The sequence below is a fragment of the Scytonema sp. PRP1 genome (assembly GCF_036697665.2).
Taxonomy (GTDB): Bacteria; Cyanobacteriota; Cyanobacteriia; order Cyanobacteriales; family Nostocaceae; genus Kalymmatonema; species Kalymmatonema gypsitolerans.
Genome location: NZ_JBAHYJ020000083.1, coordinates 62,737 through 84,330, shown reverse-complemented (window position 1 = coordinate 84,330; position 21,594 = coordinate 62,737). Strand labels below are relative to the sequence as shown.

Here is a 21,594-nt window from a genome sequence, read left to right as displayed (position 1 = left end):
AACAGAGTTATCAGAACGGGATACATTGGGTTTTTATTGTCGTCAGGGTGCTTAGTATACATTTGTAAACTGTACAATGTCCTATTGGGCTGCGTTATATTCTAACCGAATGAGAGCTGGGATAACGGAGCATGACAACCAAGCTGCTGAACAATCGCTATCAAGTTATCCAGGTACTAGGTGCCGGTGGATTTGGTGAAACTTTTTTGGCGGAAGATATGCATATGCCTTCTCGCCGTCGCTGTGTGATTAAGCAACTCAAACCCGTAACTAACAGTCCGCAAACCTACCAACTTATCCAAAACCGATTTGAACGAGAAGCTGCAACCCTGGAGTTTCTGGGCGAAGGTAGTGAGCAAATTCCTAAACTCTTTGCCTACTTTTCTGAGACAGGGCAATTTTACCTTGTTCAAGAATGGATTCAAGGTCAAACCCTAGGAGACATAGTCAGAGCACAAGGGATACTTAGCGAAACGACTGTAAGGGAAATGTTATTGAGTTTGCTGTCTGTTTTGGATTATGTCCACAGCAAAGGCATTATTCATCGGGATATTAAGCCTGATAACATTATTATCCGCTCCGCCAATCGCAAGCCAGTTTTAATTGATTTTGGCGCTGTTAAAGAAACTATACGTTCAGTAGTCAGCCCTGCAGGATATCCTACACAATCGCTGGTCATAGGGACACCAGGATATATGCCAAGCGAGCAAGCCGTTGGACGCCCAGTTTACGCCAGTGATATCTATAGCTTAGGCATGACGGCAATTTATTTGCTCACTGGCAAACATCCGTATGAACTACAAACGCATCCTCATACTGGTGAAGTTATCTGGCATCACCTCGCCCCTGAAGTGTCCCACGATTTGACGATGGTACTTAATCAGGCAATTAAACCACAAGCTAGCGATCGCTACACGACTGCTAGCAAAATGCTTTATGCTTTGAAATCTGCAACTTCTCTTCCTACAGCAGAACCAACAGCTGCCTATCAACCGACAGTACCGCTATCACCTCCCGCTGCTGGTGCATCATTCTCATCCAAGCATACTCAACCACCGTTAGCTTCCAATCAAAGAGTTCCTGTAATTCCAACTGCTTCCCCAAGCACCAACTGGCAAAAACCGACTTGGATTGTAGGCAGTTTAGTTGTGGGTAGCTTGATTGGTGCAGTAGCCATTGCCAACATAACCCGTCAAGAGTCTGAAGTTCCAATTACCATATCGCCCGCCTCTACGCCGCTTCCAGAATCTAACGCTACAATTCCAACTCCTCCAACAGCATCCCCAACTCCTACTTCCGAAGCCACGACACGCAGAAATAGGAGGATTGTTGCACCACCTCCAGTTGTCACTGCACCTAACCCACCACAACAGCAGCAGTCAGAAACTTATACATCTGCCCCACCCTCAGTAACTCCTAACTCACAACAAGAACCATCAACATTTGAACCAGCACCAGAAGAACAAGTTCCACCAGTAGAATCCCAAACTCCAGTTGCTTCCACGCCACAAGAAACTACACCGCCAGAATCGATTCCACAACAACAAACGACACCGCAAAAAGCGGAACAGCCAGATCCTCCTACTCCTAGTGCTACTCCTAGTGCTACTCCTACCCCAACCCCAGAGGCTTCCACCCCACCTCCGCAGCAGGAAAAAGAAAATACTGCAACTCCCAATACCACGAGTCGTGGCGTTCCTGCATTTCCCGTCGGCACTCCGGAAGATGCTGTCAAATCAGCGTTAGGAAATCCAACTAAGGTTTCCAGAGGTTTGTGGAGAACTCGCGCTTATCTTTATCAGCATGACCCAAACCGCGTTGATCTTGGTTATTTATTTGACCGTAAAACAGGAGTGCTGCGTCAAACAGAAGTCTCTTTTGCCCAATCTGTCGAACCACAGGTGATGCAGAATACATTGCAGGGAATGCTGGGGGGTAATGCTTCTGGTGACATTAAGCAAGGACTGCAACAAGTTTATGAGCGTAAAACGAATCAATACTCATTTAATATTGGTGAATTAAAAGGGAGCATACAACGTAATCGACAAGACCAAATTTATATTGCTGTTTGGGACTCCAACTTGCAGAAATAAGAAAATCTCTATCTACGGGTGGGGTTTTTTCTTAACAGTTGCGATACAACACTGGGTAATGTTGACTGGAGTTGCACCATGACAAGCAATAAAAAGACCCGACGCAATTTTCTGATCACCAGTATGGCTGTTGCTGGCGGAATTGTCGGCACTTCAGCTTGTCAACAATTAACCAACACCACGGAATCACCAGAACATCCCAGTTCTACTGCTCAAACACCTCAAAACCAGCTCCTCTCTGCATCTGAAAAACCCGAGGCAAAGATGCCACAACGAATGCTAGGACGCACAGGCGTGTCATTACCCATTCTTGGTTTGGGAGGATCTGCATCACCTCTATCTCGTCCGCCAAAGGAAGAGGAGGACAAATCCATAGCGATTATAGAACGAGCATTTGAGCTAGGGATTCGTTACTTCGATACGGCTGCCAATTACGGACCAAGTGAACAACGCCTAGGCAAAGTAATTCCACCACATCGAAAAGAGGTGTTTTTAGCCACTAAGACCAACATAAGAGACAGAGATGGGGCGTGGCGAGAATTAGAGCAATCTCTCAAACGTCTCAAAACCGATTATCTAGATCTTTGGCAGTTACATTCCGTTTCCTTTGATTGGAATCTAGATGCCATCCTAAATACCAAACATGGTGCAATCAGGGCTGTACAAGAAGCGAAAGAGCAAAAAATAGTGCGGTTTGTCGGCATCACAGGACACCATGACCCCACAATCATTGCTGAAGGGCTACGCCGCTATCCATTTGACACCGCTCTTATACCTATCAACGCTGCTGATAAACACAACCCAAAACCTTTTATTACTAAAGTCCTACCAGTGGCTCAGCAAAAAAATACTGGTATCATTGCGATGAAAGTACCAGCATACGGTCGGCTGTTCAAGCCTGGTGTTCTACAGGGAATGCATCAAGCTATGGGTTATGCTCTCTCTCAAAGGGGTGTCCATTGTTGCATTATTGCAGCAGAAGATGTTGCTTTGTTAGAACAAAATGTGAGAGTCGCTCAAGCTTTTCAGACTCTTTCAAATGATGAAATTTCAGCTATTGAGCAACGTACTGCTGCTGTTTGGCAGGAGAATAGCTTTTTCCGTGAATGGGCTTAATTTTAATACAAAGTATCAGCGTAGTATTGCGGAGTGTAAAAGCTTCACCGCTTGCGCGACACCATTTTCTGCTTCAATTTTTTCACCGAACACCTTTTTGTAGTGAGGACTTTAGTCCTCTTAGACGAAAACAAGGACTAAAGTCCTTACTACATATAGCAATCCTATTTCATTTATGAAAATCGACACCGTCGGCATCCCCACTTCTCAAAGAAGTCGGGATCTTGTTTTTCACAAATCATTTAGGATTGCTATAAATCACTTTAAGCCAATTTTAATAGCATCTTAACAAGTATTTGGTGCTGGGTTGGTAATCTTTTGCTGCATATATTTTCTAGCAGAAACGAATAATTAGAACTCAAACTCTTGCAGCATCTGGATCATGCGCTAGAAAATACATTTCCTGGTTAATAGCTTAAGTCAGTTAAAGCTCACTATTTTGAGCTTATTTGGTTTTAGTTAGTCTCCGTACTTTGGCTGGTATTGTCAAATCTACAATCAACAATTGACACATGGAACGCCTGCATTTTGAGCGATTATTATCTACCCGCTTCAAGCGGCGCGACGTTTTACTGGGTGCTGGATTCTTAACAGGTTTGGTGGTTACAAGCCAGTGGTCCAGCAGGGTGAATGCTCAACCTAAGTTTTCCGCTTATCCATTCAGCCTCGGTGTAGCTTCAGGTGAGCCGTATCCAAGAAGCGTTGTTCTGTGGACAAGGTTAGCTCCTGACCCTCTCAATGGGGGTGGAATGCCGTCAGAAAATGTCCCAGTGCAGTGGCAAATAGCTACAGATGAAAAGATGACGCAAGTTGTGCGAAGCGGGACATCATATGCAATTCCCGAACTAGGACACTCGGTACACGTCGTCGTTAGTGGACTACAACCTGCTCGATGGTACTGGTATCAGTTTAAGGTGGGTAATGAAGTCAGCCCCATTGGGCGCACTCGCACAGCTCCTGCTCTTGGACAACGAATCGAACAGTTCCGCTTTGCGTTTGCTTCGTGTCAAAATTGGCAAGATGGCTACTTTGCGGCATACAAACACATGGCAGAGGAGGAACTCGACCTCGTTGTCCACCTTGGTGACTATATCTACGAGGGACCAGCACAGGCTGACCGGATCAGGCAGCACAATGGACCGGAACCCGTCACGCTCGAAGAATACCGCAACCGCCATGCCTTATACAGGACTGACACAAACCTACAGGCTGTCCATGCGGGTTTTCCGTGGGCAGTGACTTGGGATGACCACGAAGTAGACAACAACTGGGCAGACGAAATTCCTCAAGACCCTGAGCTACAGCCGCGAGACCAGTTTCTTGCACGACGCGCTGCTGCCTTCCAGGCGTACTACGAGCATATGCCGCTGCGCCCATTCTCGAAACCCGAAGGCATCGATTTGCAACTCTATCGGCGTCTAACCTTCGGCGATCTGGTTGAATTTAACGTGCTAGATACCCGCCAGTATCGCACCGACCAGCCCTGTGATGATGGCATCAAGCCTCGTTGTGATGAAGCCTTTGACCCGGCTGCTACTCTCACTGGTGCTGAGCAGGAGAAATGGTTATTTGAAGGTCTTGACCGCTCCAAAGCTCGTTGGAATGTCCTCGCTCAGCAGGTGGTCTTCACCCAACATGACTGGACAGCAGGTGAAGAGTCAGCTTTCAACGTTGACGCTTGGGATGGTTACGTAGCTGCCCGCCAACGCATCCTTGACTTTCTGAATCAACGCAGACCTTCAAACCCAATTGTCCTCACTGGTGATACCCATTCTAGCTGGGTTAGCGACCTGTTGGCGGACTTCAACAATCCTAGCTCTCCCGTAGTAGGTACTGAGTTTGTCGGCACCTCAATTACCTCTGGTTTCGGAGCTAGCGATAGAATTGAGGCTGCGTTGCCCGAGAGTCCGTGGGTGAAATATTTTAACGGTCGGCAGCGCGGCTATGTGGTCTGTGACCTCACTCGCGAACGCTGGCGAAGCGACTACCGACTACTGCCGCAGTCTGCACCCACCGGACCGACAGTCCCCGACCCCAACGCACCAATTACCACGGCTGCATCTTTTGAACTGCCGGATCGGGGGGTTGTGAGACGGGTGTAGTTTCATTCGACTTTGCGATTGTACAGAGTGTAGTCAATAATCAAAATGCCAGATTTTCATCTGGCACATTCCTCTAATAGCCAAAGCTACCTCTCCCCGCCCTAGACAAAAAAAGCAGCAGCCCAAGTCAAACTCGACAGTGGGCTGCTAACTAATAATGACTATTCTCTTGTCGCCAGAAGATTACTTATTAGAAGACCGTCAAGACGCCAAGGAAAAGAGAGGTGATTTTGCACTCCTGATGGGAGTACTTCGTAGTAATTCGTAATTAAATTACAAATTACTTCACAGTTACCTTACCGCCAGCATCTTCCAACTGCTTCTTAGCAGCTTCAGCCGCATCCTTGGCGATCGCTTCCTTAACTGGCTTAGGCGCAGCTTCTACCAAGTCTTTTGCTTCCTTGAGGCCCAAACCGGTCAACTCGCGCACGACCTTGAGTACAGCAATTTTCTTATCGGCTGGGACGCTTTCTAGAATGACGTCAAATTCGGTCTGTTCTTCTACTGGTTCAGCAGCAGCAGGTGCACCACCAGGTGCTGCTGCCACAAAGCCTCCAACTGGTGCAGCAGCACTGACGCCAAAGGCTTCTTCAATTTGCTTCACCAATTCAGATGCTTCGAGCAAAGTTAAGCCTTTTAGTTGTTCCAAAATTTGATCAGTTGCAGCAGACATGTATATAACTCCTGTAATGTTGATTAATGATTTGAGTTGTTCTAATTAGCACTAACGACTCACTAGGAAGCACTTTCTTCGCCTTCTGAGCCTTTTTCCTGATCCGCGACAGCCTGCAACGCACGAGCCAGCGAACCGGGAACCTCGTTGATACCCACAGCAATCTTGGTAGCCAACGCGTTGATAGCTCCAGCAATTTGCGCCATGAGTTGTTCTTTGGATGGCAAATCTCCCAGAGCCTTGACATCAGGTTCTTTCAGCAGGCGACCTTCCATAACGCCGCCGCGAAGTTCTGTTTTCTTGCTGGCTTTCTGGAAATCTTGGTAAGCCTTGATTGCAGCAGAGAAATCGTCTTTAACTAGCAAAAAGGCGGATGAACCTGTGAGCAATTCCGACAGCACTTGCCATTTTTCATCGTCTTGAATGGCAATGCCCATCAGGGTGTTCTTAGTCACCTTGCAAACAGTGCCAGCCGGACGCAGCCGTCGCCGTAAATCTGTGATTTCAGCAACCGTTAGCCCTTGGTAGTCAATGACCAGTGCGAGTTGAGACTGACTCAAAGTTTCTTTGAGGTCAGCGACTATAGCTTTTTTGTCTTCTATCGTTCTTGGCATCTCGGTTGTTTCACCTCCTTTAAAAATGCTTTTCTTGCTAATGGCTCATTGCCTTTTGTGCTATTAGCTACAAAAACAACAAACCCCAGCTTTCACAGCCGGGGTTTTGCAGTAGAGACGCAGCAGAGAAATGCATCTGTACATTTTGAGCCTCATGCACCAGTAGTCACACAATGCGCGTGAGGTACTTTTAGCAATTAGGGCGCAAACCTCGGCAGGATATTAAGCGAATAGCACCTGCTGTCTTTGGCTGTTGCTTATTTAATTTTGGAAATTTGTTTATAGCAAACGCAAAGAGCGCTAACTACGAACCTATTATGCTGCTTCGGTCAATTTTGCATCGCGTAAGGCGTTAATATCTACCCTAATCGATGGTCCCATTGTGGAAGACACGTACACTGTGCGCCAGTAACGACCTTTAGCTCCTGAAGGACGGTTACGGTCGATTGTTTCTTGCAACGCCTTCAAGTTTACTAGTAAATCCTCTGGAGAGAATGATGCCTTACCAAACATAACATGGACAATGCCAGTACGATCAGCTCGGAACTCTAATTTACCTGCTTTGAATTCGCCGATCGCACTTGCCACGTCGAATGTCACTGTCCCACCTTTGGGTGATGGCATCAAACCACGAGGACCGAGTAACTTACCAAGCTTTGCCACCTGAGGCATGATATCTGGTGTGGCAATGAGCTTGTCAAAGTCCATCCTACCTTTTTGAATTTCGTCAATCAGTTCTTCTGAACCAACGACATCAGCACCAGAATTGCTTGCTTCTGTTACCTTTTCCCCTCTGGCAATGACTGCCACCCGTACGGTTTGTCCTGTTCCTTTGGGCAGTGCTACCGTTGTCCGCAGCTGTTGGTCGGTATATTTTGGGTCAATTCCTAACCTGATATGCGCTTCTGCTGCTTCGGGAAATTTTGCTGTTGCCGTTTCTTTCAAAAGGGCTAACGCCTCTAAGGGTGCATAATCCCTGTCTTCAACTTTTTCTAGTAACGCCTGTATTCGGCGCGATACTTTCTTCGCCATTTTTTTTCTCCTGGGGTCTATTACGAAGCTTTGCCTCTCCCCCGAATAATTTTGGATTTTGAACCGAGTCGTGGACTCGTGGACGCTGATATTTGACTAATCCGTAACTGTGACGCCCATGTTTCTTGCGGTGCCTTCGATGATGTTCATCGCCGCTTCAACATCATTGGCGTTGAGGTCAGGCAGTTTTGTTTGAGCAATTTGCTTCAATTGCTCTCTAGTAATAGATCCAACTTTCTTTTTGTTGGGTTCACTAGAGCCTTTGTCAATTTTAGCTGCCTTGGTGATTAGCACCGATGCTGGAGGAGTCTTGAGTACAAATGTAAAACTCCGGTCTTCATATACCGAAATTTCTACTGGTATTACCGTTCCAGTTTGATCTGCTGTTTTGGCGTTGTACTCTTTGCAGAACATCATGATATTAACGCCATGCTGACCTAAAGCAGGTCCCACCGGCGGTGCTGGGTTGGCTTTCCCAGCATTCAGGGCCAATTTAATGACCGCTACTACTTTTTTCGCCATTTTTATTAGCTCTGTTTTTCTACCTGATTAAATTCCAATTCTACTGGTGTATCCCGTCCAAAAATCGAAAGCAAGGCTTTGAGTTTACTCCGTTCTGGACTGACTTCAATCACCTCACCTTCAAAATCCTTAAACGGACCAGAAAGCACAATTATCTTATCACCAGCAGCCATATCAATTTTGACAACTGGTTCCTGTTCGCTGGTCTGTTTGAAGATTCTTTCTACTTCTGTATAACTCAGCGGTAGCGGTTTTACGTGACCGCGACCCTTGCCACTACCACGTTTTTGTTCTGCTCCCACAAAATTAATCACATGGGAGGTGTTTCTCACCACCTGCCATGTGTCGTCATCCATCATCATCCTCACTAGCACATAACCAGGGAAGACTTTTTCTTCCGTATGCTGGCGACTACCATCTTTACGGATTTTCACTGCTGGTGTGTGTGGAATTTCCACTTGGATAATTTTATCAGCGACATCAAAGGTTTGAATGCGCTGCTCCAAGTTTGTCTTAACACGCTTCTCACAGCCAGAGGCTACTTGTACTGCATACCAGCGGGCTTCTGTTGAAGAAGCATCTGACGCTGTTTCTGCGGCATCATCTGACTGCTGCGTCGCATTGTAATCTCCGTCTGTTGCAGAAGTCATTAGAACACCTGTTGTGCTGCCCAAATAAAGAATTTATCTACCAGAAATATCAAGGATGCGGAGAGAGTCACCATCAATAACACAGCCGCTGATTCACTTATGAGCTGCTTGCGACTCGGCCAAACGACTTTGTCGAACTCTTCCTTTATTCCATTCAAAAAGTTCGCTATGCTAAACCCATTGCTGGTCTCTGTCATTTGTGCTTCGTTTTTTTTGGCCACGATCTTCTCTCGCCCCCATTTCTGAACCAGAAAACTATTGCCTGTTCATTTTATCTTTGTATAACAGCTACTACTCAAACCAACTTGTTTGAAGCAAAAAGCCGCATACACAAAAATTACACCCGAAATTTTCAACAATACTGCTATTTTAGCAGACGTTGCATAATTTTCGGGCTTTATTTTTGTTGTCAGCGCGCCCTGGAGGACTCGAACCCCCGACATCAGGTTTTGGAGACCTGCGTTCTACCAACTGAACTAAGAGCGCACAGGCTTGCTTTTATTCAGTTATTACACTTAATTTACCTTAGTTTAACGCAACTTGGCAAATTTTTTTAGTTGATTTTGGTCGAGGGAACTTAGGAGCGGCTCCCGCCGCTTTTTGTTGAACCCTTGAACCATATCTAGGTCTTAGCTCAAAGAGCGCGGTCAAAGCGCTGCTTGATTCGGGTAGCCTTACCAACGCGATCGCGTAGATAATAAAGTTTAGCACGCCTTACCTTACCACGACGCAATACTTTGATGCTGTCTATCCGAGGAGAATGCACCAAAAACACCCGTTCGACGCCTACGCCTTTGAATACGCGACGGACTGTAATGGTTTCATTGATACCGCCATTGCGTTTACCAATGACCACACCCTCGTACGGTTGTACGCGGTATTTCTCGCCTTCCTTAATTTTGACTCCAACTCTGACTGTATCGCCCACAAATATTTGGGGCGAATTAGATTTTAGTTGTTCCGCTTCAATAGAGCGGATTATTTCTTCCGTATTCATAATCCAGGAAAAAACTCACATCAACAATAATAAATCGACAACTACCTTACAGTCTACATATTTTAAAGAGAGAATTTTTTGACGACAACGTTATCAAGAACACAAAACTATTACAAAAAATCCATAAAGGCTGTGCAAAGAAGGGTGAAATGTATGAATTGAGCCAGAATTTCTACGGTATATTGGGTAATTGCATTCATTTTGAACGCTACCTGCTGTCAAGTTACTATAAGAATGGGCAGGGGGGTTGCTTGAATGAGTCATGCATTTCTGCGGTTAGTCTCCACAAGTGGAGAAACATCTTACTCACTGCTTGAAACGGGTGAGGTCGTCATTGGGCGCGATCGTAGTTGCCAAATTGTCTTAAATTCTAATGATTATGCGATGGTTTCGCGGCGTCATGCCATTGTTCGCTCATCTAGAACGCCAGATGGGAGAACAAGCTATCTGCTGTGTGATTTGAATAGTGCCAATGGGATTTATTTAAATGGAGAGGTTTTACAGGGATGTCAGGAATTGCAAGCGGGCGATCGCATTAAGCTTGGCAATAGCGGTCCAGAATTGTTGTTTGAGTACCAATACAACTCCCAAGGCGTTGACGAACCACACTCATCAGTAACAGCAACTCGGGTAACGATGAGTGCAAATCCTCGGGCGTTAGTTAACAGCCAGACTGAGGCGAGTTGGTCGCAAATGCTTCCTATTCTTTTTCGACCAAAAGATTTCACTCGCAAGGCTTACTTAGTACCAGGAATCATCACAGTCATACTCGTGGTACTACTGTTTTTTGTGCAAGGATTTTTATATCAAATATTATTAGGTGCGTACTTAGCAACTGCTGCCTTATATTTTGTTTACCAGTTGTGTGGTAAGCCGAAAGCTTGGTGGGTGCTAATCGCTTCTGCTGTTTTTACGATATTAATTTTGCTCAGTCCGGTTCTGAATCTATTTTTTTTGGTGTTTCGCAGCATTCTTCCAGGTAGTATACCAGATAACCCTAGTACTGTTAGCTTTGGCGAGTTGTTTCTGCGATACTTTTTTGGTTCTGGGCTGCTGGAAGAATTGCTTAAAGCTTTGCCAGTTATCGGATTTTATTTTTTAGGAAGAGCATTTACATCTCCCACGCGAGAAGATATTGGCGTTGAGGAACCTTTAGATGGAATTTTGATCGGAAGTGCTTCTGCAGTTGGCTTCACCTTATTTGAAACTTTAGGTCAATATGTGCCTGGTACTATTGCACAGGTTGCACAACAGATGGGAACAGATGCTGGTTTGCGGCTGGGGTTAGAACTGCTGATTCCGCGAATTTTGGGTGATGTGGCAGGTCACATGGCTTGGAGTGGATGGTTTGGATATTGTATTGGCTTGAGTATACTTAAGCCCCGTCAAGCTTGGCAAATTCTGGCTTTGGGATATTTCAGTGCGGCTGGACTTCACGGGTTGTGGAACAGTTCTACAGGACTAGCAAGTACCTTGGGAATCTTTGTTTTATTGTTGTTGATGGTAGTTGGTGGCATATCTTACGCTTTGTTAGGGGCAGCAATTGTTAAGGCGCGTGCTTTGTCCCCGTCGCGATCGCAGAACTTTGCCACGCGGTTTTATCATTAGAGTTTTGAAGTCCTAAAGGCGATCGCCCAAGGGGCAGTGGCAAAGCCAATCACAAATCAAGGCATTCGTCTCTACCTTAACTACGTTGAAGCCGTGCGAATTCTCCTTAAGAATTGGACTCTTCATAACTTTTATTTATCGTTTTGAAAAAAAAGAAGATTTGCTTTCATTGAGTAGAAAGCCCTAAATTGTAGTCATGCGCTGCCAAGGTACCTGGCTGAGACAAAAATCACTAATTTGATTGACAATTGAACAATTTCCTGCAGTGCCCTCACTTAGAGAAGCAGAAAAGGACAACGAAGAACAGCATTGAATCATAGTGAATAACAGTTATGACTTGGCTAATTAGCACATTAGTTCTTGGGATTTCTACGGCTTTAGCAACCACATTTGACGACAATTTATACTTGACAGCCTTCTTTGGAAAAGTCAATCGCACCTTTCGTCCCAAACATATTGTTCTCGGTGAATTTGTTGGATTCACGGCATTAGTGCTTGCTAGTCTCCCTGGTTTCTTCGGCGGTTTACTCATTCCAGAAGCCTGGATTGGATTACTAGGTTTCCTTCCAATCACCATTGGTATCACTCAGCTCATGAGTCGAGAAGACGGAGGAGAGGAAGTGCAAACGGTGTCAATAAACTTCACCTCTGATGCCAGATCTCACCGCCGTAAGAAATCGCTATGGGCAACTCTACGCGATCCCCAAACTTACCGCGTTTCTGCAGTCACCATTGCAAATGGAGGCAACAACATTGGGATCTACGTGCCGTTGTTTGCCAGCAGCAATCTCCCAAGTTTGGGTGTGATTTTGTGTGTTTGCTATGTGAGTGTTGGAGTGTGGTGCTGCCTTTCTTACTTCATGACTCGTAATCCTCTCATGGCTCCCCTTCTCACTCGCTATGGTCGGAAAATCTTTCCGTTTGTGTTAATCTGGTTGGGATTCTCTATTTTGATGAAAAGTGAATCGTATCGACTTTTTATCTAGTTTTAAGTTGTTTTTTAATTAGGCGCATGCGCAGAGCACAGCGCCTTAGGTGGAAACTTGCTACTTTTCTATAATGGCGAGAATTGCCATGAGTATTTGTCCAATTTGGTTGGCATCAAAATAACGGCTGACTTCTTCATACACGTCATCGGGAACGTGGTTGTTTCAAATCAGGGTTACTGCTTCGGTGAATGCCAACACAGCTAGCTCGTTCTTCAGGCGTGAAAAATGGAGTCTCACGCCAAGCATTCAGGGCATAAATCTGTTGCTCAGTTTCGCCGTGATGTGTAGCGTCTTTAGTGTGCATATCGATGCAAAAGATACAACCATTGATTTGAGATGCCCGAATTTTGATCAACTCCAGTAAGGTTTTACTAAGCCTGCTTGCAGCAAGATACTTCTCTAGTTTCAGCAAAGGGAAGCTGCGTGGCAAAAATGTGGTGGTGCTACTAACAAACATTAGTGTTGTGAATGCCTCTATGGTTACCCAGTTGACCTTAGATAAATTTCGCATCACTAATGTTATTTTTAGTGGAGTCGCCGGGGGAGTTGGCGGTACCGGAGCAAATGACGACAATCCAGACACACCCAACGAGACTCCAATCGGATCGGTTACCATTCCGCAACGCTGGGGCTTTCATCAAGAAATGTATTTCAACAACACCCGAGATACAGTTCGTTGTGCTTTATCAGTCGGATTGCAACTCAACCATACACTACAAGAGGCATCACAGGAAGCTCAAACCTGTAACTTTATATCTGGAACCGCACAATCGCCAGGGTTCGCTAATACCGAGACAATCTTTGCACCGGATGCAAAAAATGCCTTTTTACGTAACACCAACGTCAGTTCCGATGACATACCCCAATATTTCTTAGATGCAAATAATGTACAGCAACTCCGCCCAGTGCCGTTTCCAGGTGTACCTACCAATCCAAACACAGATCAGAATCTCAGATTTTGGTTTACCGTCGATCCACATATGCTTGCCAAAGCTCGGCAAATTAATGTGGAACTCCTGAACTGTGCACCAGTCGATACCAGCGGTAGATGTAACAGTACGCCGCTTGATCCTGCTCCTCGTCTCATTGTGGGCGGAAACGGAGTTAGTGATCCGACTTTTGTCGATAATGCTGCTTATCGCAAATATGTCGCAACTCATTTAAACTTCGACGAACGCGGTAACAAGAATAACAATACTGAGGTGCTGGTTGCGGATATGGAAACCACAGCTTCGGCTATGGTGGCTTTCTCAAATCGCGTACCCTTTATTGCAGTACGGAGTGTCTCGGATCTTGCGGGCGGTGGTGAGGAGTCAGCAGCAGTACAACTGCAGACTTTCTTTGCAGTCGCGGCTGAAAACCAAGCACGTGTCGTATTGAAGCTGGTAGAGTTGCTGTAGGAGGAGCTTGAGAGAGGCTTAAAACTCTGATTTTTACGTTGCTCCTCCCTCTCCACAAGGCGATGTTCACATTTTCCTCAACTTACCCAGCCTAGCGAACACGGGTTTTGCCCATTTCCCACCTAGGACATCGTGGAGCACAATGTAAAAACAGGGAATGATAAACAGCGTCAAAACTGTGGCGATCGCTATCCCAAAGAACACGACAATCCCGAAAGGCGATCGCTTTCTTCACCATTTTCTCAACTTATCCACCTTATTTAACATGGGTTTTGCCCATTTGAAATCCAGCAAACCGTGCAGCAGAGTGTAAAAACAGGGAATGATAAACAACGTCAGCACTGTTGCTAACGATAGACCTGAAAACACTACAACACCTAAAGGTTGCAGGAACTCTGAACCTTCACCAATTCCCAGCGCCAAGGGGAACATACCTAAAACAGTGGTAATAGTTGTCATCAACACAGGACGCAGGCGTTGCGGTGCTGCTTTCAAAATGGCAGTCTGACGGTCAACTCCTTCTTGTTCCCGAATTTGATTTGCTAGTTCTACCATGATGATGGCGTTGTTGACCACAATACCTACCAGCAATACTGCACCGACTATCACTGTTGCGCCTATCGCGGTTTTGGTGATGTAAAGTCCGAAAATACCCCCAGCTAATGCTAGCGGTATCGTAAACATAATCACCAACGGATCGACCAGTGAGTTGTACTGTACTGCCATAACCACAAACACGAGAAAGGCAGCTAATCCCCCTAACAATTTGAGAGAATCTTGCAACTGCTGATTAGATTCTGTTGCTGAACTGGGCAACACGCTAACGCCTTCAGGTAAATCTAAACTGTTCAATACGCCATTTACCTGTTCTAATGCCTGACTGAGACTAGCTCCCTCAGTTAAATTGCCTGCAATAATGAAAACTTGGCGTTGGTTAATGCGCTGAATTTCTCCAGGTGCTTGACCTTCCACAATATCAGCTACATCGCTGAGACGCACTTGACGATTATTTGTAACAAATAAAGGTATCCTTGCCAGTTCGGAAGCTGATTTTACGGCTTGTTTATTTAATTGCACCCGTACATCTACCAAACGGTTGCCGCGTTGCAACTGAGTAGGTATACTTCCCTCAATAGCAGTCGCAATTGTGTCCCCAATCTCTTGAGTCGTTAACCCTACAGCTGCAACTCTCTCCCAGTCAGGACGAATCTGAATTTCTGGTTGACGGGGGTCTGCATCAGGACGGAATCTGGCTGAGGTGACTCGTTCTTCCATCGCTGCTAACACTTGACGCCCTGCTTGCTGTAGCGTTTCAGCGTTATTCCCTTGCAAAATCACATCAACTTCAGCACCGCGCACGGGAGAGTTGGAGAGAATCAAACCGCGTACTTGACCGGGACTTAAGCGCAGGCGAATTCCTGCTAAGTTCAGCTTGTTAAACTCGCCAGTCACTCGTTCTGTATATGCTTCTACATCCGTACCTGGTTTTAAGGTAATGGTGCTGGAACTCCGCAGCGGGTTTTCGCTGGTATTATTACCAAACAGAGAACCTCCAGATGTAGAGAAAACATACTCAGTTTCTGGCTGGTTAACGAGAATATCATCAACCGCAGCCATGACCTTACGGTTTGTTTCTAAAGGCGTACCGGCAGGAAATTGGGCAGATAAGTTGGCTTGTCCGGTGTTAATTCGAGGTAGGATTTCTTGAGGAATTTGAGGAGCCATCCACGAACTGCTACCACCAAAAAGGAGAATGGCAAGCCCAATCACTAACAACCGATAACGCAATACCTTACCTAAAAAACCACCATATCCTCTGGTAGCAGCCTCAAAGCGGCGATTAAACTCTCGTAGCAGCCAAAACTCAGTCAGGCGACTTGACCAACGCCATGCCAACATTCGAGAAGTCATCATTGGCACAACGGTTACAGCAATCAAGATGGAAGCAGCTACGGAAAAGCTAATTGTCAAAATTAACTCATTGAACAGGAGTGAGATAAAGCCGCCGATGAGCAAAAAGGGCAATACTGCTACCAAGTTTGTACTGGTAGAAGCAACTAATGCTGATTCTACTTCTCGACTGCTTTGTTCCGCTTTGTCAATAAGTTGCTCCTTGTTCAGGCGAGTTTTTGCACTCTTACCTGGAGTCACACCAGCACCTTCAGCAATATTCTCCAACATCACGATGGAGTTATCAACGACGATACCCACACCTAGCGCCAAACCGCCTAAGCTAAAAACGTTGAGAGATAAGCCAAACAACCCCATGAAGATGATGGCAGCAAGTGTGGCGAGGGGAATGGAGAAGACGATAATAAAAGTTTGACGTAGGGAACCAAGGAAGAGTAAGACTGCTACTGCCGCAAGCCCTGCCCCAATTAAACCAGAACTGGTAACGTTGGATATAGAATTGCGGATAAATCGCGACTCATCCAAGGTGGGTGTTATGACAGTTCCCTCTTGAATTAAACCAGACTGCCTCAGTTGTTCCAGTCGCTTTTTGACTCCATCCACAACGTTAATTGTGTTGGCATCCGGTTGCTTTTGGATACTGACTTTTACCGCTTCGTCGCTGTTAAGTGTAACGAACACTCGCTGTTCTTCTGACCCATCAATCACCTCGGCAAAATCTCGCAGGTAAACGCGTCGGCTGGGAGTGGGAGAAGATGAGGAGGATGAGGGGGATGAGGAGGATGAGGAGGATGAGGAGGATGAGGAAGATGAGGAGGATGAGGAGGATGAGGAAGATGAGGAGGAGGAGACTTCAAATAAAAGATTTCTGATTTCTTCCGCTTTCTGGAAGCGTCCGACAGTACGCGTTAAGGGTTCAGAATTTTGACCATAAATCCGACCGCCGGAAATATCTTGGTTGCGATTTCTCAGTTCATCTAGTACATCAGTTAAACCAACACCCAATGCTTGCAGGCGGTCTAAATCAACATTTACCCTGACTTCTTCTTGAACGCCTCCTGATACATCTACCCCTGCAACCCCAGCTACCACACTGAGTTCACGGGCGAGTTCTTCTTCCGCAAATACACGCAAGTCAACGCCTTTCAATGAGGGTGAAGTTAAGGCAAATTCGTAAACAGGTAATTGCGAAGGGTCTACTTTGAATAAGCGCGGTTCTTCAATAGTATCTGGTAAAGTGCCTCTTGCTCTGTTAAATGCTGCTGTCGCATCGTTGAGGGCTTGGTCGATGTTTCCTCCTGGTTGGAAGAATAAATCTATGCTTACCTGTCCCTCACGAGTTTGAGAATATACCTGAATCACACCTTCTGTGGCAGCAAAAGCTTCTTCCAGTGGTCTGGTGATTTCATCAACTCCAACCTCAGGAGATATTCCAGGTGCTTCTATACGTGCCCCAATACGAGGATAGGTAATTGATGGCAGCAAATCTACTGGTAGTTTTATGATAAAAAACACACCCAAGACAATGACTGCCAGCGTAAGCATGAGTGTACCAATGTGCTGGCGGATGGAAACAGCGCTGATACTAAATCCGCTACTTTGCTTTACCTGGTTTACCTGCTGCATAATACTAACTAAGTGCTGAGTCCTAAGTATTCTGATCTCGGTATAGTAGGTAATGCCCTACGATTTTTTTTCAGAAAGAATTGAAAGCCCCACAGTCTCACCATTTTTCAATGGTTTGCCACTACGAGTCACAAATCTTTCTCCTGGTTGCAAGCCAGATAAAACTTCTACGTTGCCATTAGCCTTTTCTCCAAGGGTTACGGCTCTCGCTGTCACTGTTGCTTTATCATCTGCTTGGGTTACAACAAATACCGTCCCTTGACGATTGGAGGTTGGGGATTGGGGAGATGAGGAAGATGAGGAAGATGATTTGTCCCCTTGTCCCCTTGTCCCCTTGTCCCCTTGTCCCCTTGTCCCTTCCCCCTGAAGCGCTATCTCAGGTATAATGACTCGCGGTTGTGTCTCGGTTTCATATTTGACTCGCGCTAATAAACCGCTGCCAATTTTACCGTCACTGTTGGGAATGACGACCTCAACTGGCACCAAGCGATCTCTTGTATTAGCGGCTGGAGAAATGCGTGTCACTTGCCCAGTGTATGTTTGGTTAGGGAAGGCGTCTAAGCGCACTTTTACAGATTGCCCTACCCGCACTTTTGCCAGTTCTAATTCCGAAACTTCAACCACGACTTTGACGCGGCTAAAGTCACCAAGTTTCAAGACTTCATTACCTGGTTGGAGAAGATTTCCTGGTTCTGTCACTTTTTCTAAAACTGCCCCAGTAATTGGAGATGTTAGCCTTGCATAGGAGCGACGTTCTTTGGCTTCGGCAACTACGGCTTGTTGGGCGACGACTCTACCTTGCGCGGCTGCTAGGGCTTGCTGTTCTGTACGGACTTGCTCTTGTGCAGCGCGGAGTGCTTGGGCAGCTGTTCGGGCTTCGGTGCGTGCTTGTTCGGCTGCTTGTTGTGCGATCGCCCCCTCTTTCAAGAGTTTCTGCTGCCTTTGTGCGTCTGCTTGTGCTTGCTCTAGTTCTGCTTGTGCGCTACCTACCTGGGCGCGAGCATTGCTTATCTGAGCGTTTGTTCTTGCTACTTCTGACTTGAGAGCTGCTAATTCTGCTTCTGCTTGATTTTGCGCTGTTCTTAAAAGAGCATCATCCAACTGTGCAATAATTTGCCCTTGTTTGACACTATCACCCACATCCACATTTAATGCTAAAAGCCGGCCTTCCACTTGCGATCGCAGTGACACTGTGCGGAATGGTGTGGTACTACCTGTATATTCTGGGTCTTGTCGCAACACGCCAGTACGGGCAACTGCTGCATCCACGGGTGTTGCACCGCCTCCCCTTTGGTTACCGCCAGGGCGCTGCGATTGAGCTTCAGCTGATTCCTTGGGAAGTGAACCGCAACCTACTGTCAGTAGTCCCACGCCGAGTACAGAAGCAATTAGAATCTTTCTATTAACTTGCATTTTTTTGGAGGTCATTGTTAGCTGTTTCAAAAAACAATCGCTGTTTTTCTGCCTTTTGCTATGTGGTACTTTAAGCTGCTGATTTCCTTCCAAAACCACCTACTCACACTCCTGCTAGGGCAGTTTTGGGTTCAGACAATAATTCGATTCTCTAAAACTTAGCATCCTAAGTAAACGTTCATACAATTAATACATAAAGAGGACAAATGCCCTTTTTACCTCCTGCAGTTTTGCCGGACAAAGCGATTTTTACGTAAAGTCGTGCAATTTTTCTTGAAGTTATTATAACTATTTTTTAATTTTCCTTGACTCTGCCTCAGGGTCAGCTATCTCATGTCGTTTGCAAGGGCAACTTTACAGACCTAGACACGCAGAAGGCAGCTGACCAATGGGTAGTCAGCAAGACAAGAAATCATGTCTGCGGAAGCAAGGTTTATATATACAGACGAGTCTTTCTGTCTATAGGTTCCAACAACTGCAATATTTCATAAGTTGGAGAAACCAAATTTCTCAGTCTTGGTTTCTTACTTAAGATGGTTGTTAAAAAAATAAAAATACTTATTTTTACTATTGTAGCAAAACTATCAGCACTTCTCGTAAAATAAAGATAATCTTAAGAAAAGTAACGATATCTGGTATTAGGGACACAAATAGTGTAGTTAGTCTCAGACCCGATGATAAATTCACTTTACGTGAGGAAGGATACCAGTGACATCACAGATCAAACTGACACAAACTGCTGACGAATCTTTACTGGCAGAGTTTTTTCAACAATCAGTCGGTAAGTGGCATTCGGAACGGCGCTACTATACATTACCGGATGGAGAAACCAAGGAAATGGTGAGTCTCATCACCATTCGGTTTTTGACACAGGGATGCGATGAATTGCAAAAGCTAGCTCAGATGCACAGTCTACCTGATACAGTCAGTTTGATCTGTGGCGCTGAAGTGATCTGGGAAAGTGAGAACACTGTAACGGGAAGGAAAGAGTCTAAAGGGTCAACGCTATTTGGTGCTTTAGGAAATATTTTGTATCGCGATCGCGGTTTTGCCACAACCAAACCTGTCACCGCCGAGTATCACTTCCCCAACCCCAAAACATTGTGTTTGCGGACTGAATACAACGGTTCAGTGTTTGAGGAAGAGTTAAAGCTGATTGGCAGCAAATACCGCACGCGCCAATCTATTATCTCTCGTGCTGGCGAACAGTTGATGATTGGTCAATATTTGGAAAAGAGAATAGATTAGAAAGCATTTTTCATCTAAAAATCTCCCTTGAGTGTTTCCTCCTTGGTCTAAAGACACAAGGAGGAAAGACGATACGAGTACAATACACGGCTGTAGAGACGTAGCATGCTACGTCTCTACATTATTATTTTTGAATTTTGAATTGTTAACTTAGCCCCTTCCGGTGTTTCCGCTTGCGCTGCACAAAGCTAACAAGCCCTAAACTAGCAAATGCCACTGTACCCATTACAGCACTTGGTTCAGGGACTTTAGCTTTTGGATCAACCCGCAGAACTTGCCCAACCCCAGGGCGATCGCCTTTACTGGAAACATAAACTGCACCATCAGGACCAACTGTCAAGGCAGTAGCAGACTCCAAACCATTCCCACTTAAAAGAGTTGTACGAGTGCCATCAGGGGCGATTTGGATCAGAGAAGCATCTGCAACGCCCAACCATTGGGGTGCATTGGAGTATTGTAAGGCATACAAATTGCCTTGGGCATCGAATTCTAAGTCAGAGAGTTGGGTAAAACCATCAGCGTAGACTGTGACTTCACCATTAGATGCAACTCGAAAGATCCGCGCTTCACCTACTGGGAAAGGAAAACCCGTATATTCGCTGACATACAAAGCACCATCAGGATCAAATGCAGCACCTGTGGGTACTGATTCAATTTCAACTTCATCTGGTATTTGATCAGGAGATGGCGCTTCAGGTGGTAGCACTTGTCCTGGTCCAGGCGTTGGGAAGACTGGATTAGCTATCTTTTGCTTGGGAAGTACAGTAAACGAAGTCAAATTACTGCCATCCAGCCCTACAGTTAACACGTTGTTTGCAGCAGCATCAACGACATAAGCAGTGTTACCTTTTATTGCAAGAGCATAGGGGTTGCTAGCTATTTCTCCGCTGACATCCAGCACATTTCCCCCATCGGCGTTATTAGCCAATTCGTATCTTGCAAAATCGCCAATACTAGTCAACGAACCCGTTTTGAAGTCTACTTTGTACAGTTGTCCCCAACCAGGGGAATTTTCTGGAAAATCGCGGATGGTGGGATTACCACCATACCCAATCAGAAGATAAGGATTTCCTGCTGCATCAAATTGTATATCCTGAGGACCTTCACCCGTAGCACCGACGGGTCTTAATGCTATAGACGGCAATCCTGTGAGTATACGCTCTTGTTTACCATCTTTAACTCTGGTCACCGCACCAGTTGTACCAGCACATGAGTTAAGACCTTCCAAACTAGGTCCGGGAATGCATCGCCCATCTCCTCCTACACCTGACTCTGTGATGTAGAGACTACCATCAGGACCAAAGTTCAGACCTCGTACATTATCAAGACCGTCAGCAACGACACTAAACGATGCAGCTGTCGCTGGTTTCGTTCCAAAAACAGCAGCAAAACAAAAAGTAAGAGCTGCAAAGCTTATAGCTGATTTAGAAAGTAGAGATAAACGCATACGGCAATCAGGCGTCAGAATTATAGGTCGCTTTTTAACTGACTGAAAAAACATCTACCGTAAGGATGGTAATACCTACCAACCTCATACAGATGGTTATTTTTTAAATATGAAAATTGTGTTTAGATGTGTATTTTTAGTAACAGCCTATAG

Annotated in this window: 20 protein-coding genes, 1 tRNA gene and 1 other annotated feature; of the genes, 8 read left to right on the top strand and 13 right to left on the bottom strand. The window is 45.6% G+C overall.

Annotation, left to right across the window (positions count from 1 at the left end):
* The first annotated feature begins 131 nt into the window (after positions 1-131).
* The 3 genes from V5G28_RS19285 (at position 132) to V5G28_RS19275 (ending at position 5,311) form a co-directional block, all read left to right on the top strand.
* Positions 132-2,093, top strand: coding sequence for a protein kinase domain-containing protein (locus V5G28_RS19285; protein WP_332995551.1), 1,962 nt, complete (start codon positions 132-134; stop codon positions 2,091-2,093).
* 78 nt (positions 2,094-2,171) lie between these two features.
* On the top strand, positions 2,172-3,209 hold the full coding sequence (locus V5G28_RS19280; protein ID WP_332995549.1) for an aldo/keto reductase: 1,038 nt from the start codon (positions 2,172-2,174) through the stop codon (positions 3,207-3,209).
* 512 nt (positions 3,210-3,721) lie between these two features.
* Positions 3,722-5,311: an alkaline phosphatase D family protein gene (locus V5G28_RS19275; protein ID WP_332995547.1), complete on the top strand. Its 1,590-nt coding sequence runs from the start codon at positions 3,722-3,724 to the stop codon at positions 5,309-5,311.
* A gap of 280 nt (positions 5,312-5,591) precedes the next feature.
* Here V5G28_RS19275 and rplL read toward each other — a convergent pair whose 3' ends face one another.
* From rplL to rplS, 8 genes are all read right to left on the bottom strand, one after another.
* Positions 5,592-5,984 carry a 50S ribosomal protein L7/L12 gene (gene rplL / locus V5G28_RS19270; RefSeq protein ID WP_332995545.1) on the bottom strand — a complete coding sequence of 131 codons (393 nt, stop codon included), beginning with the start codon at positions 5,982-5,984 and terminating at the stop codon, positions 5,592-5,594.
* Between the two features lie 62 nt (positions 5,985-6,046).
* Positions 6,047-6,598: a 50S ribosomal protein L10 gene (rplJ, locus tag V5G28_RS19265; protein ID WP_096568228.1), complete on the bottom strand. Its 552-nt coding sequence runs from the start codon at positions 6,596-6,598 to the stop codon at positions 6,047-6,049.
* 68 nt (positions 6,599-6,666) lie between these two features.
* Positions 6,667-6,866: a sequence feature (ribosomal protein L10 leader region), on the bottom strand.
* Positions 6,867-6,913: 47 nt separating this feature from the next.
* Positions 6,914-7,630, bottom strand: coding sequence for a 50S ribosomal protein L1 (gene rplA / locus V5G28_RS19260; RefSeq protein ID WP_332995542.1), 717 nt, complete (start codon positions 7,628-7,630; stop codon positions 6,914-6,916).
* Positions 7,631-7,726: 96 nt separating this feature from the next.
* Positions 7,727-8,152: a 50S ribosomal protein L11 gene (gene rplK / locus V5G28_RS19255; RefSeq protein ID WP_041036644.1), complete on the bottom strand. Its 426-nt coding sequence runs from the start codon at positions 8,150-8,152 to the stop codon at positions 7,727-7,729.
* A gap of 5 nt (positions 8,153-8,157) precedes the next feature.
* The gene (nusG, locus tag V5G28_RS19250) at positions 8,158-8,802 is read right to left on the bottom strand and encodes a transcription termination/antitermination protein NusG (protein WP_073627329.1); all 645 of its coding nucleotides are present in this window, start codon (positions 8,800-8,802) and stop codon (positions 8,158-8,160) included.
* Positions 8,802-9,023 carry a preprotein translocase subunit SecE gene (secE, locus tag V5G28_RS19245; RefSeq protein WP_073627436.1) on the bottom strand — a complete coding sequence of 74 codons (222 nt, stop codon included), beginning with the start codon at positions 9,021-9,023 and terminating at the stop codon, positions 8,802-8,804. The genes nusG and secE overlap by 1 nt, the downstream gene beginning before the upstream one ends.
* 192 nt (positions 9,024-9,215) lie before the next feature.
* Positions 9,216-9,288, bottom strand: a tRNA-Trp gene (locus V5G28_RS19240).
* Between the two features lie 148 nt (positions 9,289-9,436).
* Complete coding sequence (gene rplS, locus V5G28_RS19235) at positions 9,437-9,799, bottom strand: 50S ribosomal protein L19 (RefSeq protein ID WP_332995538.1); 363 nt, start codon at positions 9,797-9,799, stop codon at positions 9,437-9,439.
* A gap of 255 nt (positions 9,800-10,054) precedes the next feature.
* Here rplS and V5G28_RS19230 point away from each other — a divergent pair, with 255 nt between their 5' ends.
* Complete coding sequence (locus tag V5G28_RS19230) at positions 10,055-11,407, top strand: PrsW family glutamic-type intramembrane protease (protein WP_332995537.1); 1,353 nt, start codon at positions 10,055-10,057, stop codon at positions 11,405-11,407.
* 332 nt (positions 11,408-11,739) lie between these two features.
* Positions 11,740-12,393: a cadmium resistance transporter gene (locus tag V5G28_RS19225; protein WP_332995535.1), complete on the top strand. Its 654-nt coding sequence runs from the start codon at positions 11,740-11,742 to the stop codon at positions 12,391-12,393.
* Positions 12,394-12,538: 145 nt separating this feature from the next.
* On the opposite strand, the gene V5G28_RS19220 is transcribed toward V5G28_RS19225, so the two are convergent.
* A complete protein-coding gene (locus V5G28_RS19220) occupies positions 12,539-12,853 on the bottom strand; it encodes a carboxymuconolactone decarboxylase family protein (protein WP_332995533.1) in 315 nt (104 codons plus the stop codon).
* On the opposite strand from V5G28_RS19220, the gene V5G28_RS19215 reads away from it, so the two are divergent.
* Entirely contained in the window at positions 12,831-13,796 is a 966-nt protein-coding gene (locus V5G28_RS19215) for a phosphorylase family protein (RefSeq protein ID WP_332995531.1), read from the top strand. The genes V5G28_RS19220 and V5G28_RS19215 overlap by 23 nt on opposite strands.
* 66 nt (positions 13,797-13,862) lie before the next feature.
* On the opposite strand, the gene V5G28_RS36780 is transcribed toward V5G28_RS19215, so the two are convergent.
* Positions 13,863-13,982, bottom strand: coding sequence for a hypothetical protein (locus tag V5G28_RS36780; RefSeq protein ID WP_442994275.1), 120 nt, complete (start codon positions 13,980-13,982; stop codon positions 13,863-13,865).
* Between V5G28_RS36780 and V5G28_RS19210 the strand changes: the two genes are divergently transcribed.
* The gene (locus V5G28_RS19210) at positions 13,929-14,060 is read left to right on the top strand and encodes a hypothetical protein (protein WP_332995529.1); all 132 of its coding nucleotides are present in this window, start codon (positions 13,929-13,931) and stop codon (positions 14,058-14,060) included. The genes V5G28_RS36780 and V5G28_RS19210 overlap by 54 nt on opposite strands.
* Here the strand turns inward: V5G28_RS19210 and V5G28_RS19205 are convergent.
* Complete coding sequence (locus V5G28_RS19205; protein WP_332995527.1) at positions 14,028-17,333, bottom strand: efflux RND transporter permease subunit; 3,306 nt, start codon at positions 17,331-17,333, stop codon at positions 14,028-14,030. The two genes, V5G28_RS19210 and V5G28_RS19205, sit on opposite strands and share 33 nt — an antisense overlap.
* A 57-nt stretch (positions 17,334-17,390) precedes the next feature.
* Complete coding sequence (locus tag V5G28_RS19200) at positions 17,391-18,761, bottom strand: efflux RND transporter periplasmic adaptor subunit (RefSeq protein WP_332995526.1); 1,371 nt, start codon at positions 18,759-18,761, stop codon at positions 17,391-17,393.
* Between the two features lie 693 nt (positions 18,762-19,454).
* On the opposite strand from V5G28_RS19200, the gene V5G28_RS19195 reads away from it, so the two are divergent.
* On the top strand, positions 19,455-19,994 hold the full coding sequence (locus V5G28_RS19195; RefSeq protein WP_332995524.1) for a phycobiliprotein lyase: 540 nt from the start codon (positions 19,455-19,457) through the stop codon (positions 19,992-19,994).
* 145 nt (positions 19,995-20,139) lie between these two features.
* On the opposite strand, the gene V5G28_RS19190 is transcribed toward V5G28_RS19195, so the two are convergent.
* A complete protein-coding gene (locus V5G28_RS19190) occupies positions 20,140-21,441 on the bottom strand; it encodes a ScyD/ScyE family protein (RefSeq protein ID WP_332995522.1) in 1,302 nt (433 codons plus the stop codon).
* Positions 21,442-21,594: the final 153 nt, after the last annotated feature.

Coding starts and splice junctions, on each gene's coding strand:
- V5G28_RS19285 (WP_332995551.1), top strand. CDS start 132: ATGACAACCAAGCTGCTGAACAATCGCTATCAAGTTATCCAGGTACTA.
- V5G28_RS19280 (WP_332995549.1), top strand. CDS start 2,172: ATGACAAGCAATAAAAAGACCCGACGCAATTTTCTGATCACCAGTATG.
- V5G28_RS19275 (WP_332995547.1), top strand. CDS start 3,722: ATGGAACGCCTGCATTTTGAGCGATTATTATCTACCCGCTTCAAGCGG.
- rplL (WP_332995545.1), bottom strand. CDS start 5,984: ATGTCTGCTGCAACTGATCAAATTTTGGAACAACTAAAAGGCTTAACT.
- rplJ (WP_096568228.1), bottom strand. CDS start 6,598: ATGCCAAGAACGATAGAAGACAAAAAAGCTATAGTCGCTGACCTCAAA.
- rplA (WP_332995542.1), bottom strand. CDS start 7,630: ATGGCGAAGAAAGTATCGCGCCGAATACAGGCGTTACTAGAAAAAGTT.
- rplK (WP_041036644.1), bottom strand. CDS start 8,152: ATGGCGAAAAAAGTAGTAGCGGTCATTAAATTGGCCCTGAATGCTGGG.
- nusG (WP_073627329.1), bottom strand. CDS start 8,802: ATGACTTCTGCAACAGACGGAGATTACAATGCGACGCAGCAGTCAGAT.
- rplS (WP_332995538.1), bottom strand. CDS start 9,799: ATGAATACGGAAGAAATAATCCGCTCTATTGAAGCGGAACAACTAAAA.
- V5G28_RS19230 (WP_332995537.1), top strand. CDS start 10,055: ATGAGTCATGCATTTCTGCGGTTAGTCTCCACAAGTGGAGAAACATCT.
- V5G28_RS19225 (WP_332995535.1), top strand. CDS start 11,740: ATGACTTGGCTAATTAGCACATTAGTTCTTGGGATTTCTACGGCTTTA.
- V5G28_RS19220 (WP_332995533.1), bottom strand. CDS start 12,853: ATGTTTGTTAGTAGCACCACCACATTTTTGCCACGCAGCTTCCCTTTG.
- V5G28_RS19205 (WP_332995527.1), bottom strand. CDS start 17,333: ATGCAGCAGGTAAACCAGGTAAAGCAAAGTAGCGGATTTAGTATCAGC.
- V5G28_RS19200 (WP_332995526.1), bottom strand. CDS start 18,761: ATGACCTCCAAAAAAATGCAAGTTAATAGAAAGATTCTAATTGCTTCT.
- V5G28_RS19190 (WP_332995522.1), bottom strand. CDS start 21,441: ATGCGTTTATCTCTACTTTCTAAATCAGCTATAAGCTTTGCAGCTCTT.